This is a genomic window from Hominisplanchenecus murintestinalis, from assembly GCF_943193015.1.
In the GTDB taxonomy this organism is placed as follows: domain Bacteria; phylum Bacillota; class Clostridia; order Lachnospirales; family Lachnospiraceae; genus Hominisplanchenecus_A; species Hominisplanchenecus_A murintestinalis.
On sequence record NZ_CALPCM010000031.1, the window covers coordinates 1 to 13,768 of the forward strand.

The following is a 13,768-nucleotide window of genomic DNA, read 5'->3' on the forward strand; positions in this document are numbered from 1 at the left end:
GCCGCGAGGGTCAAATACCCCGCCCCTTGGGGCGCTTCAAGTTTGATGCCCCGTTGCTTGCAGCGGGGTTTTTGACTAGCAGAAGGTGAAAACGTGGGTAGAAAAATATTAGATAAAAGTGTTTGAAAACTTTAGATGTTACAATGAGTTAACAGAAGTAATATTTTGTTAATAAAACAGAGGGGTAATTCCATGTGTGCATATTGCACAAAATTTGACAGGTTTCAAAAAGAAGGAAGAATTATGTCAACGCTTCTCCAAAAGTTATCCACAATGGAAAAGCTTGAAAATAGGGCATATTTGAGTTATGCACGGAGTTATGCACATTATCCACAAAATTTTAATGTTTTTAACTGGTTTACATAGTATTTTTAAGGAACGTTCGTTTTGTGTAGAACTCATAAATTGGGGTTTTTGCGGAAAAAACTCAAAAAAACTATTGACATTTCAATAATCCGAATATGGTGTGGGAATTGTGGAATAAACAGGTATTATTTGATAATTTACAGATTTATGAAGAAGAAAGGTGTTTCGTGTCTTTTGAATGAGCGCATAGATTTGAAATGGGCCTGTAGAATATAAAAGCCGCAGGCATGTCGTTTCCAGACAGCGCTGCGGCGTTCTTTGTGTGCCGGTTTAATGATAGAGACGTTTATTTTCGTATACGGGTTCTGCCGTCATCTGTATGCCCAGGCGTTTAAACTGTTTGATATCTACAGTTGAAAGCATCGATGTGGCATGGGCTTGGCAGCCGTTTAGCTTTGGCAGCTGTTCCAGAGCTTTCTGTGCGTCTGGGTCGGCGGCGGCGCTGATCGAAAGGGCGATAAGCACTTCGTCTGTGTGGAGACGCGGGTTATGGCTGCCGAGGTATTCGGTTTTCAGCCTCTGGATAGGCTCTATAGCTTCGGGAGAAATCACATGTCTCTCATCAGAAGTGCCTGCCAGTGTTTTTAAGGCGTTCAAAAGGAGTGCGGAACAGGGACCCAGGAGGTCGGAGGTTTTTCCGGTTATGATCTTTCCATCGGGAAGTTCCAGGGCGGCGGCGGTTGCACCTGTGAGGGCGGCGCGCTTTAGGGCGGCAGGAACTACCGGCCTGTCCGTAACGGCTACATGTGCCTGCTTCATAATAAGTTCGATTTTCAGGGCTTCAGAATCGGACTTTGTTCCGGCAGCCAGTTCATTCAGCGCCTGGAAATAGCGGCGTACGATTTCCTGGCGGGAAGCTTCGCAGCACGCCTCATCATCTACGATACAGTTTCCGGCCATATTTACCCCCATATCTGTGGGGGATTTATAGGGGCTTTCCCCATAAATCCGCTCAAAAATGGCAGAGAGCACGGGAAAGATTTCTACGTCGCGGTTATAATTTACCGTCACTTTTCCATAGGCTTCCAGGTGGAAAGGGTCAATCATATTGATATCGTTCAAATCGGCGGTAGCAGCCTCGTAGGCAAGGTTCACCGGGTGTTTCAGCGGGATGTTCCAGATAGGGAAAGTTTCGAATTTAGCGTATCCTGCAGGGATTCCCCGTTTGTGCTCATGGTAAAGCTGGGAAAGGCAGGTTGCCATTTTTCCGCTTCCGGGACCTGGCGCAGTGATGACGACCAGCGGCCGTTCTGTTTCGATGTATTCATTTTTTCCGTAGCCGTTATCGCTGACAATCAGCGGAATATTAGAAGGATATCCTTCGATAGCGTAGTGCGTATATACTTTGAATCCCAGCTTCTGAAGCCGGCTCTTGAAGAGGTCTGCGCTGCTTTGCCCGGCATATTGGGTGATGACGACACTTCCCACATAAAGCCCCTTTTCCTCAAAGGAATCAATCAGGCGCAATACATCTGTGTCATAGGTAATCCCCAAATCGCCGCGGATTTTATTTTTTTCAATATCTCCGGCACTGATGACAATGACGATTTCGGCTTGTTCGGAAAGCTGCATAAGCATCCGCAGCTTACTGTCCGGTTCGAAGCCCGGCAATACACGGGAAGCGTGGAAGTCATCAAAAAGTTTTCCGCCGAACTCCAGGTACAGCTTGTTCCCAAACTGGCCAATACGCTCGCGGATGTGTTCAGACTGCATGGTAAGGTATTTCTCGTTGTCAAATCCTATTTTCATTGGTCATTCTCCTGTTCAGTATTTCGTTAATAAAAGTATACTATAAAAAAGGAGAGTTGTAAAAACCCTTTTCGACAGTATTTTAGAAAACATTTAGATTTGTGAGGTTTTTTTCACAAACTCTGTATTGATTTCTATGGGAAGTATCTTTATAATAGATGAGAATGAGAATTAGGAGGTAGAAATGGATAATAATCAGACGCCAGGAAATGGGAATGGCTCTCAGGGAGGCTCCCAGAACGATCCTAAAAATGGCAAGACACCAAAAAATGGACAGAATATTGTTATTTTTCTGGTTGTATCTCTCGTCGCATTGATTGTAATCAATCTTTTTAACACAATGCTGAAAGATTCTACGGAGACGAGGATTACGTATAATCAATTCATGAAAATGGTAGATGAGGGGAAGGTTGAAAAAGTAACTGTCACAAACAATGAAATTACTATCGTGCCGAAAGAACAGCCGTTCCGAGGGATTGAATTCAGCTACAAGACCGGGCGCATGGATGATGAAAACCTGACTCAGAAACTTCTGGAGGCAGAGATTCCCTGTGAATATAAGGTTCCGGATACAACGAACGTGGTGCTGTTTAATATTTTGGCAACTCTGGTTCCTCTTATCTTTGTATGGCTGCTGCTCTGGTTCTTTATGAGGAAAATGTCAAAGGGCGGCGGCGTCATGGGCGTAGGGCGGAATAAGGCCAGGGTATATGCCCAGAAAGAAACAGGCGTGACTTTTAAGGATGTGGCCGGGCAGGATGAGGCAAAGGAATCCCTGCAGGAAGTGGTGGATTTCCTTGAAAATCCCGGACGCTATTCAAAAATCGGGGCGAAGCTTCCCAAAGGCGCGCTGCTGGTGGGACCTCCGGGTACAGGAAAAACTTTGCTGGCCAAAGCGGTAGCGGGAGAAGCGCATGCGCCGTTCTTCTCACTTTCAGGTTCTGATTTTGTGGAAATGTTCGTGGGCGTGGGCGCTTCCCGTGTACGTGAGCTTTTTGAGGAAGCAAAGAAGAATGCACCGTGTATTATTTTTATTGATGAGGTGGATGCCATTGGCAAGAGCCGTGACAGCCGTTATGGCGGAGGGAACGATGAGAGGGAGCAGACGCTGAATCAGCTTCTGGCTGAGATGGACGGTTTTGACAGCGGTTCCGGGCTTTTGATTCTGGCAGCGACAAACCGCCCGGAGGTTTTAGACCCGGCTCTTTTGCGTCCGGGACGCTTTGACAGGCGGATTATCGTGGAGAAGCCGGATTTGAAAGGGCGTGTGGATACGCTGAAGGTACATTGCAAGGATGTGAAGCTGGATGAAACAGTAGATTTAGATGCGATTGCGCTGGCGACATCGGGGGCAGTGGGGTCTGATTTGGCGAACATGGTGAATGAGGCGGCTATTCTGGCAGTGAAGCAGGGCAGGGAAGTGGTTTGCCAGAAAGATTTGTTTGACGCTGTGGAGCTGGTGCTGGTAGGTAAGGAAAAGAAAAACAAGATTTTGAGTACCGAGGAGAGGAAGATTGTTTCTTATCATGAGGTGGGCCATGCGCTGGTAAGCGCCTTGCAGAAGGATGCGGAGCCGGTACAGAAGATTACGATTGTGCCCCGTACGATGGGAACGCTGGGCTACGTGCTGAATGTTCCGGAGGAGGAAAAGCATCTTCAGACAGAAGCGGAGCTCCGTGCAGAACTGGTGACTTTTACCGCAGGCCGTGCAGCAGAGGAGATTGTCTTTGGTTCTGTGACGACAGGCGCCGCGAACGATATAGAGAAAGCAACAAAGATTGCCCGTTCTATGATTACACGCTTTGGCATGTCTGAGAAATTTGGAATGGTAGGATTAGAATCAGTGGCGGGTGAATATTTAGATAACCGCCTGGTGTTAAACTGCAGTGAAGTGACGGAAGCAGAAGTAGATAAAGAAGTCATGAAACTTATAAAAGAGTCATATGAAAAGGCGAAGAAGCTTCTGCAGGAGCATAAGGATACAATGGATAAGATTGCGGCGTTCCTGATAGAAAAGGAAACGATTACAGGCAAACAGTTTATGGAAATTTTTCATCAGGCAGAAGGAACAGTCAGCCTGGACAAAGAGGCTGCGGCTGAAAGCTGAGACAGGAACTAGCATTGCGGACAGCCCAGATATGGCGCGGCTGTTCGAGAAGTCAGGAGGGCTATCGTGGGGAAAAGATTTTTCAGAAGCATAGAAGAGAGAATGGCGGCCAGGGAAGCGTTTGAGGAAAAGTTTGCCGCTGTTTTACAAAAGATGGCAGAGGAGTCTTCGCTGTTGAAGATGGAAGATTTTACACAGCATGGAAATACGAGTACGCTGCTTCACTGTATTGCGGTTTCTTATTTTAGCTGCCTTTTGGCAGAAAAGCTTCATATAGCTTATCACAGGCGGGAGTTGCTGAGAGGCGCGCTGCTGCATGACTATTTTCTGTATGATTGGCATGAGAAAAATAAGTATCACAGATGGCATGGTTTTACCCATGCAGGACGTGCGCTCCGAAATGCCAGAAAGGATTTCAGGCTTTCTGAGAGGGAACAGGATATTATTGCGAAACATATGTTTCCACTGAACTTAGCATTGCCCCGTTATCGGGAGTCCGTGCTGGTATGTTTGGTGGATAAATGGTGTTCTACCTATGAAGTGTTCAGCCGCAGCCCTTATGAGGAGCTTCGGGTGAAGTTCCTTCCTCTGGCAGCTATGTAGAGGGAGATTTGGAAGGATAAAACGGGAACTTATGTAAAGGAGCGGCTGCAGATTGTTTGATATTCAGGAAGAATTAAAGAAACTCCCCGGGAAACCGGGGGTTTATATTATGCATGATGATAGGGACGCCATTATTTATGTGGGAAAGGCTATCAGCTTAAAGAACCGTGTCCGGCAGTATTTTCAGAGCAGCCGGAATAAAGGCGCGAAAATCGAGCAGATGGTGTCACGGATTTCCAGATTTGAATATATTGTCACGGATTCAGAGCTGGAAGCATTAGTTTTAGAGTGTAATTTAATTAAGGAGCATAGGCCGAAATACAATACTATGCTTACAGATGATAAGACCTATCCGTTTATCAAAGTGACTACATCAGAGGATTATCCGCGGGTGCTTTTTTCACGTTCCATGAAAAAGGATAAGAATAAGTATTACGGACCTTATACCAGCGCAGGAGCGGTGAACAATACGATTGATTTGATTCATAAAATCTACAAAATCCGCACGTGCAGCCGAAAGCTGCCGCGGGATATCGGAAATGAAAGACCTTGTTTAAATTATCACATTAAACAGTGCAATGCGCCTTGTCAGGGCTATATCAGCCGTGAAGATTACCGTAAATCTGTAGATGAAGTTCTGGGTTTTTTGAATGGAAATTATAGCCCGGTAGTAAAGATGTTGGAGCGGAGGATGAATGAAGCGGCAGAACAGATGGACTTTGAGGCGGCAATTGAGCAGCGGGAGCTTTTAAAAAGTGTAAAGATGATTGCCCAGAAACAAAAGATTACCAACAGTGACGGGGAGGATAAGGATATTATTGCGCTGGCGGTTCAGGAAAGTGATGCGGTGGTACAAATGTTCTTTATCCGCGGAGGCAGGATGATTGGGCGGGATCATTTTTACCTGCGGGTGGCTCCGCAGGATAGTGCGGGAGCAATTTTGTCCAGCTTTGTAAAACAGTTTTATACGGGTACACCATTTATTCCCAGAGAAATCATGCTTCCCCAGGAGATTGAGGACAGCGCCGTGGTAGAGGAATGGCTCGGCGGGAAACGGGGAGGAAGGGTGTATATCCGGGTTCCGAAAAAAGGGACGAAGGAAAAATTGGTGGAATTGGCCGCGAAAAATGCGGAGATTGTTTTAGAGCAGGATAAAGACAGGATGAAACGGGAAGAAGGCCGTACGATCGGGGCAATGAAAGAGATTGCATCGCTTTTGGGAATAGAAAATATATCTCGGGTAGAGGCTTATGATATTTCAAATATCAGCGGGTTTGAAGCGGTAGGTTCTATGATAGTTTATGAGCGGGGGAAACCGAAGCGCAGCGATTACCGGAAATTCAAGATTCAATCGGTTGTTGGTCCAGATGATTATGCAAGCATGAATGAAGTGCTTACCAGAAGGTTTGAGCATGGTTTAAGGGAACAAAAAGAGCTGGAGGAAAAGCAGGTGGCAGATAGTTTCGGAAGTTTCAGCGTGTTTCCGGATTTAATCATGATGGATGGCGGAAAAGGGCAGGTGAATATTGCGCTTCAGGTACTGGAGCGCCTGAAGCTTGACATTCCGGTGTGCGGCATGGTGAAAGATGATAACCACAGGACAAGAGGGCTTTATTTCCGAAATGAAGAAATTCCTATCGATAAATCTTCTGAGGGATTCCGGCTTATCACGCGGATTCAGGATGAGGCACACCGTTTTGCGATTGAGTACCATCGTTCACTGAGAAGCAAAGGGCAGGTTCATTCTATTTTGGATGATATTCCGGGTATCGGGCCGGCCAGACGGAAGTCTCTGATGCGCACGTTCCAGTCTTTGGACGCGATAAAAGCGGCGAGTCTCGAAGAATTGGCGAATGCTCCGGCCATGAATGAAGCCAGCGCACGGAAAGTGAAGGAGTTTTTTGCGGCGTCCGACTCACAGGCGAAAGATGCCACGGTTCTGCCGGAAAGCTGAGTCCATTGCACTTTGTAAGGGAGTGGCTGCAAGATTTGGTAACAGCTCAGCCCAGGTACTTTGCACCTGCTGCAAAGTCTGTGAGAATGCGTAAATTCAGCCAGAGAATCCAGCCCTTTGCGAAAGCAAACTTTAAATGGGCTGGATTCCGTAACAGTGAAGCCGAAGGCTGAACTGTTACAAGATTTGTGACAAAAATAAAAAAAATTTTGCCTTATTGCTGTAAATGGTATATAATAGGGCGTGTGTCTAAAAACTATCAGGGAAGCCGGGGCTTCCTACAGAATTCATTATGGGACAAAGGATGGTAAAGAAATGGGATTATTACAGGAATGGAGAGAGAAAGCATACTCTCAGACAACAGATAAGAAGATACTGCAGAAATTCTGGTCAGAGTACTTTTTAATCGAAAAAGGGGTTTACGAACAGCTTCTTACAAATCCGGACGAAGTAGTGAAGGGAACCGTGAAAGAGCTGGCAGAGAAATACAATCTGGACTTGATGATAATGGTAGGATTCCTTGACGGCATCGACGACAGCCTGAAAGTTCCGAATCCGATAGAGGAATTGAGTGAGGATACGGTAGTAAGCCTTGAGTTTGACAAAGAGAAGCTATATAAGAATATGGTCGATGCGAAGGCGGACTGGCTGTATGAACTTCCTATGTGGGATGAGATTTTTGATGAAGAGAAAAAGAAAGCACTGTATAAAGAGGCGAAAAAGGCAAATACAGTTGTAAAAGGAAAGAAGATTGGAAGAAATGACCCGTGTCCGTGCGGAAGCGGGAAAAAATATAAGTTCTGCTGTGGCAGGAACGCGTAAATAACGGAGGGGGGCTGTGTGAGGCAGCTCCCTTCGGTTCTTTTCTATTCAGGTTTTACAAAGGAGGTACGGTATGGAACTTTTATGTCTGGTTCTGGGTGTTATCTGTCTGGGCTATTACGCTTTGATGGCAGCGGTGGGAATGGATTTTTCTTTTATATGGCTGGCCGGGGGCATTGTGCTGTTTGGGGGCGGGCTATGGATGAAATTTGCAAAAGTCCGGGGGCTTCATATTCCGGGAATGGTGAAGGCGGCGGGGATTGTGTTAGCAGGGGTAGGATTGCTGATTTTTTTTGTACTGGAGGGGCTCATTATCTCAAAGATGGGGGCTAAGGGAGAAAAAGGCTTAGATTATGTTATTGTGCTAGGGGCACAGGTGCGTGGAGACGTGCCGAGTAAGGCGCTTATGAGGCGTATCCAAAAAGCGGAAGAATACCTGAAAGAAAATCCCGGGACAATTGCAGTTCTTTCCGGAGGTAAGGGCAGTGGAGAGAATATTTCGGAGGCACAGGCAATGTATGACTGTCTCGTGGAAGCAGGAATTGAGGAAGAACGTTTGATAAAAGAGGATAAGTCTACCAGTACGGTAGAGAATTTGGAGTTCAGCGCGGCGCTAGTTGGAAAAGGGGGGAGAATTGGAATTATTTCTCAGAATTTTCATATCTACCGGGCGTTGAAGCTGGCAGAACATCAGGGATATCAGGATGTGTATGGCATTGCGGCATCATCTGAGCCGATTTATCAGCCGCATTTTATGGTTCGGGAAGCTTTTGCGATTATGAAAGAAAAGTTAACGGGAAATATAGAATGGTTTGGCCATGTGCGCCAGATTTAGAGAATATAAAGTTGGAATGTATATGCAAAGATGAAGCGGGAGGGTGTGCATATGTTGAAAGAATATAAGAAAGAGGCGTACGATACGGTGCAGGAGCTGCTGTCAGCAGCGAATCTGGAACAGGGAGATATTTTGGTGGCGGGCTGTTCTACCAGTGAGATTTCTGCTTACAAAATCGGTTCTCATTCCAGTGTAGAAATCGGAAAAGCTGTGTTTGAGGGCATTTACGAAGCAGTAAAGGAACAGGGGGTATATCTGGCAGCACAGTGCTGTGAACATTTGAACCGCAGCCTGATTCTTGAAAAGGAGGCGGCAGTCGCATATGGTCTGGAATGTGTCAACGTGGTTCCACAGCCAAAAGCGGGCGGGGCTTTTGCTACGGCGGCGTATCAGGGGTTCGCTCATCCGGTGGCAGTGGAAGGAATACAGGCGCACGCAGGGGTGGATATCGGCGATACCCTAATTGGGATGCATCTGCGCCGGGTAGCAGTGCCGGTGCGCATCAGCCGGAAAACTATTGGAGAGGCGCATGTGGTGTGCGCCAGGACGAGGCTGAAATTTGTGGGCGGCGAACGGGCATGTTATGATGCAAAGCTGCTGTAAAACAGCATGTCAATAAAAAATAGTGTAAAAAATAAAATTAATCAACTTTCTTGATTATTCATTAAAAAACCAGCTGCATTATAGATATGCAAACACCGTGTCAAGTATTTGTAATGTACAAAAATTTAATCTATTATAATTAATCATGCAAAATACTCCTTTTGTTTGTTGTTTTGTGGTGATTCTTCTACAACAAAATAATGGACACGCAGTGTGCATATGAAAGGCCCCTGTACCTGGTGGACAGGGGCACGGAGCAGCGGGAGGATATCATCATTGATAAGGAGACTTATGAAATGATGCGGCCAAAGAGATGCCCCCGGCACAGATGATAGGAAGCCGGGGGCAAAAGCAAAGATATTATACATACACACTATATCGTATTAAGAAAGAAAAATCAAGATAATATTGCAAAATAAAATATAAAATCCTATAAGATTATATGAAGTGGGATAAAGGGCGGAAAATGAGATGGAAAAGGTTGACCCTAAACAATGTCGTCAACTTAAGCCGACATTACCCCAGCATTTTTACAAAATAACACAATCAAAATATCGGAGTCTATTTTTCTGTCACTCTATCTAAAGCTGCCAGGGCCTTCTTTTCATCAGACGCTTGATATATCGTTTTCAAATCTGTGGCAAATGCTTTTCTGTCTTTATCCGGAACATACTTCAGTGCAATTTTTGTGAAAACAATCAAAAATTTATTTAGCGTTTATTCGGAAATGCTGTGTCCGTCTTGTTCTGCGGAACACAGAAAATCGGCAAGAGCTGGTTCATGCTGAAACTCTGCGCTGGATTTCCTTAAAGCAGGGAAGAAGCAGATTACATCATTGACAAGGAGATTTTTGAAGTGATGCGGCCAAAGAGACGTCCCCGGCACAGGTGATAGGGCACCGGGGACAAAGCAAAGATATTACGCACTCATACTATACCGCGGCAGGCGCGGGAAATCAACAGGATGTTACAAAATGAAACATAAAACTCTATGGAATTACATATGGTGGCGGAGTGGTTCTGTTTGTTTGAGCGGATAATGAAATAAAGTTATACTCAAGCAGACAAAAGTGATATGATAGTTGGAACTGGGAGAAATAATTACTTAATATATGGAGGATTTACACATGTTTGATATCAGAATCACAATCGGAACGATAGGTTATGAACAGACTATAACAGCTTTGTTTCCGGCAGTTTTGGAGAAGTGCCGGGGGATTCAGGACCCAAATCTGCTGCTGCGCCTACTTCTGGAGCTTGGGGAGGACGCCCTGCCGGTACTGCTAGGGGTCATGGAGAGGCTGCAGGGGAAGGCGAAGCAAGAATTGCTGTGCCAGTGCATGAATGCATACCAGACAGTACTGACAGAAAAATTGAACGAATATCTCCGGACAGATGCCTGGGGCAAAAGCTTTGTGATTCGCAATGTGTATATAGAGCATACAGGCAAAGGACTGGAGCTGGCTGGAAAAGGAGTCAGCGTTGATTTGAGAGCGCTTGCGGAGAGTGAAAAGGCGCGGGAGAAAATTTATGAGGCTGCTGCAGTTTTTGCAGGCAGCGGGAGTATAGGGAGAATATTGGGAAGCTGTGCGGGAAGCATGTTGAAACAGGCGGCAAAAGCCGTGCCGGAGGAAACGGAGAAACTGGGGTTGAAGCTTCTGCAGCGGGAAGACGTGAAAAATAAGCTTATGGCATTGGCGCAGACAGCGCTTGAGAAAAGGGGGCTGGATTTAGAACTAAAATCTCTTTCATTTTTGGCGGCTTGCGATACAGATGGCACACAGTGCGGCGGGGAGGTATCGGGCGTGCGGATAACGCCAGAACTGGAGGAAGAGCTGATAAAGGCGCTGGCAGGGTATTTGAGGCGCCCGTACGGACTTGTTATGCATTTGAAGGATGAATAGCTGCCGGTATGGCGGAAGAAATTTCGTTTTCGTTGACTTTTCGGGTTAAGTGTGATATTATGTTTACGTTGCTTATCCGCAGTGGATGAATGGAGAGATTTTATCTGTTTAAAAAGGCATACGGCGGATGAAACAAATTTGTCTGGATATCCGGAAGATTCGGATAGCTGACATAAAAGCATGCACCTGTAGCTCAGGGGATAGAGCAGTGGTTTCCGGTACCACGTGTCGGGGGTTCGAATCCCTCCAGGTGCGCTTTTTTTATATCCAGGCGAATATCAAGACATGGAGGTAAGCATAGTGGATAATTTTAGAGAATGGATTTCTGATAATCTAAGATATATCTTGCTCGGTTTAGCTGTTATTCTGATAATTGTCCTGGCAGTTTTTGCAGTAAGGTTTTTCGGGAGTTCCGGCGGCAAAGATAAGCAGAAGGAAAGTGAAAGCCAGTCACAGGCAGTGGTTGAGACGCAGAGTCCGGGCGAGACAGAAGCGTCAAATGCTTTAGTGCAGAATGACCCGGCTATATTAGAAACGGTACAGAAGTACTATAAGGCAGTGGGCGAGAAGGATATTGAATCCCTGAAGCAGATTGTGGAAGTGCTGGATGAGAAAGATCAGCAGGCGATTGAAAGCAACAGTGTAATCGAGAGCTATAATAATATTTCCGTATATTCAAAGAACGGCCTGCATGAAGGCTCTTATGTAGTATATGTGTATTACGAAGGAAAACTGACAGGTTATGAGACACAGGTTCCGAGCCTGATGGGGCTGTATCTCCGCACACGGGGCGACGGAAGCCTCTGCGTGGCAAATTGGGACAACGATGAGGAAATTAAAGCATATATTGAAAAGCAGAAGAGCGAGCAGGATGTGAAAGAACTGATTGAGAGAGTAAATAAAGCGTGCAAAGAGGCAGAGGATTCTGATCCTGAACTTAAAGCATATATGGAAAGCCTGGAGGTTCCGGAGACGGAAAGCGTGATTCCCAGCGGCGGCGAGGTGGATGTGGAAGTAAATAAGCTGGTTCAGGCGAAAGAAGCCTGCAATATCCGTTCTGATTCAAGGGAAGATGCAGATGTTGTAGGTTCTCTGAGTGAAGGCGAAACAATCACCAGAATCAGGAAGCTGGATAATGGCTGGTCGGAAGTACGCTTAAGTGAAGGTTCCGGGTTTGTGAGAAGTGATTTACTGACAGAGGACGTTAAACAATAAAAAGAATTTTATTTGAGAGCTGGTGCAAGGATAGCAAAGCGGCATATACAGTGCGCGTTTTATTGTCTGGCAGCAGCTCTTTTTTGTATAAAAAATTCCTTTCTGCCTAATGCTATAAAGGACTTAGTCTGTCTGGAACTTTGGGATGCATAGTTCCGGGGAGCAACAAAAGATTACCGCTTTGTAAGCGTATAATGGATAGGAGGCAGAAAGATGTTATCTCACACAGAACAGGAAGTTTTAGAGAATATATGCAGAGGAAGCGGGGCTGCACTGCTGGATATTCACAGTATTATCAGTAAAGTTTATGACGACGAGCTGGCATATGATTTAAACAGGCAGGCCGCAAAATATTCCAGATTCAGGGAAAGGGCAGCAGAGGGACTGCTGGATCAGGGGATTGTTCCGCAGCCAATCAGCATCCTGGACAGGACAAAGAGATGGACGGCAATCCAGGCTGGCACAGCATTGAATGTAAGTACGGGGCACGTGGCGGACATGATGCTGAAAGAAGAGAATAAACGTGTCAAAGGTATGGAAGATACCTTGGGGAAAAATAAAGTTACCAGCACATTTTCATGTGAACTGGCAGAAGAATTTCTGGAGTTTGAAAAAGAAAATATACAGATTTTGAAATCGTACCTATAGCAGACGGGAGCGGAATCAACGGTTTCTTCGGCAGACTGTGATTATCGGGTCACGCTGTCTCTTACTGCGAAATTGCTTGAATAATCGCGGGAAACTGTGTATACTGTATCGTATGGATTTTACGCTGTGTATGATGGAGTGTACAGCAAATTAGCAGCAGTATGAGGGATGAACATGGCGGATAATAGGATGCAGAAGGAATTTGAGGAAAAGGAAGGCAGGGCGCAGGTACGTTTGAATAAGTATCTGAGCGAAGCAGGCGTGTGCTCCCGGCGGGAAGCTGACCGTCTGGTTGAGGGCGGACGTGTGACTGTGAACGGACAGAAAGCTCTCATAGGAATGAAAGTGAAGCCTGGGGACAAAGTATCTGTAGATGGGAAAACCTGCGCGATAGAGGAAGAAATGATTCTGCTGGCTGTGAACAAGCCTGTGGGCGTGGTATGCACTACGGATAAACGTTGGGGAGACAGGACGGTAGAGGAGATGTTGAATTATCCGAAACGGGTATTTTCAGTTGGACGTTTGGACAAGAACTCCGAAGGGCTGCTTTTAATGACAAATCATGGAGATATTTTGAATAAAATCATGCGGGCCGGAAATTATCATGAGAAGGAATATCTGGTGACAATCGACAGACCTGTAACGGAAGAAATTGTTCGGAAAATGGCAGGGGGCGGGATTCCGGTTTTAGACCAGGTGACGCGTCCCTGTAAAGTGGAAAAGACAGGGAAATATACGCTTCGGATTATTCTCACGCAAGGGCTGAACCGTCAGATACGGCGGATGTGTGAATATTGCGGCTGCAGGGTTATGCGGCTGCGGAGGGTGCGTATTATGAATATTTTACTGGGAAACCTGCGTCCGGGAGAGTATCGGAAAATCACAGGGCAGGAAATAGAAACGCTGTATGATATGCTAAGAGGTTCTGTGAGCGAGCCTGTGCAGCGCGGGAGGAAAGGGTGA

11 protein-coding genes, 1 tRNA gene and 1 pseudogene are annotated in these 13,768 nt (G+C 46.0%); 11 read left to right on the forward strand and 2 right to left on the reverse strand.

Annotation, left to right across the window (positions count from 1 at the left end; translation table 11 throughout):
- Window positions 1-636: 636 nt before the first annotated feature.
- Window positions 637-2,115, reverse strand: coding sequence for a DUF1846 domain-containing protein (locus tag NFR99_RS10645; protein ID WP_120486106.1), 1,479 nt, complete (start codon window positions 2,113-2,115; stop codon window positions 637-639).
- A 184-nt stretch (window positions 2,116-2,299) separates the two neighbouring features.
- Here NFR99_RS10645 and ftsH point away from each other — a divergent pair, with 184 nt between their 5' ends.
- From ftsH to NFR99_RS10675, 6 genes are all read left to right on the forward strand, one after another.
- Complete coding sequence (ftsH, locus tag NFR99_RS10650) at window positions 2,300-4,222, forward strand: ATP-dependent zinc metalloprotease FtsH (protein ID WP_120486105.1); 1,923 nt, start codon at window positions 2,300-2,302, stop codon at window positions 4,220-4,222.
- A 66-nt stretch (window positions 4,223-4,288) separates the two neighbouring features.
- A complete protein-coding gene (locus NFR99_RS10655) occupies window positions 4,289-4,825 on the forward strand; it encodes an HD domain-containing protein (RefSeq protein WP_251353603.1) in 537 nt (178 codons plus the stop codon).
- A 52-nt stretch (window positions 4,826-4,877) separates the two neighbouring features.
- Entirely contained in the window at window positions 4,878-6,779 is a 1,902-nt protein-coding gene (gene uvrC, locus NFR99_RS10660) for an excinuclease ABC subunit UvrC (protein ID WP_120486104.1), read from the forward strand.
- Window positions 6,780-7,094: 315 nt separating this feature from the next.
- The gene (locus NFR99_RS10665; protein WP_120486103.1) at window positions 7,095-7,601 is read left to right on the forward strand and encodes an SEC-C metal-binding domain-containing protein; all 507 of its coding nucleotides are present in this window, start codon (window positions 7,095-7,097) and stop codon (window positions 7,599-7,601) included.
- A gap of 73 nt (window positions 7,602-7,674) precedes the next feature.
- Window positions 7,675-8,436, forward strand: coding sequence for a YdcF family protein (locus NFR99_RS10670; RefSeq protein WP_120486102.1), 762 nt, complete (start codon window positions 7,675-7,677; stop codon window positions 8,434-8,436).
- Window positions 8,437-8,487: 51 nt separating this feature from the next.
- Window positions 8,488-9,039 (forward strand): TIGR01440 family protein, encoded by a 552-nt coding sequence (locus NFR99_RS10675; RefSeq protein ID WP_120486101.1) that lies wholly within the window; start codon window positions 8,488-8,490, stop codon window positions 9,037-9,039.
- A 564-nt stretch (window positions 9,040-9,603) separates the two neighbouring features.
- Here NFR99_RS10675 and NFR99_RS15485 read toward each other — a convergent pair.
- Window positions 9,604-9,741: pseudogene (locus NFR99_RS15485) on the reverse strand (transposase); the annotation flags it as partial.
- 424 nt (window positions 9,742-10,165) lie between these two features.
- Here NFR99_RS15485 and NFR99_RS10680 point away from each other — a divergent pair.
- The 5 genes from NFR99_RS10680 to NFR99_RS10700 all read left to right on the forward strand — a co-directional run bounded on the left by NFR99_RS10680 (window position 10,166) and on the right by NFR99_RS10700 (window position 13,768).
- Window positions 10,166-10,942: a hypothetical protein gene (locus NFR99_RS10680; RefSeq protein ID WP_251353604.1), complete on the forward strand. Its 777-nt coding sequence runs from the start codon at window positions 10,166-10,168 to the stop codon at window positions 10,940-10,942.
- 182 nt (window positions 10,943-11,124) lie between these two features.
- Window positions 11,125-11,197 (forward strand) — tRNA-Arg (locus NFR99_RS10685).
- 45 nt (window positions 11,198-11,242) lie between these two features.
- Window positions 11,243-12,157 carry an SH3 domain-containing protein gene (locus NFR99_RS10690; RefSeq protein ID WP_120486099.1) on the forward strand — a complete coding sequence of 305 codons (915 nt, stop codon included), beginning with the start codon at window positions 11,243-11,245 and terminating at the stop codon, window positions 12,155-12,157.
- 213 nt (window positions 12,158-12,370) lie between these two features.
- Window positions 12,371-12,805: a hypothetical protein gene (locus NFR99_RS10695; protein ID WP_120486098.1), complete on the forward strand. Its 435-nt coding sequence runs from the start codon at window positions 12,371-12,373 to the stop codon at window positions 12,803-12,805.
- A 174-nt stretch (window positions 12,806-12,979) separates the two neighbouring features.
- Window positions 12,980-13,768, forward strand: a complete 789-nt coding sequence (locus NFR99_RS10700) for a pseudouridine synthase (protein ID WP_243126867.1) — start codon at window positions 12,980-12,982, stop codon at window positions 13,766-13,768.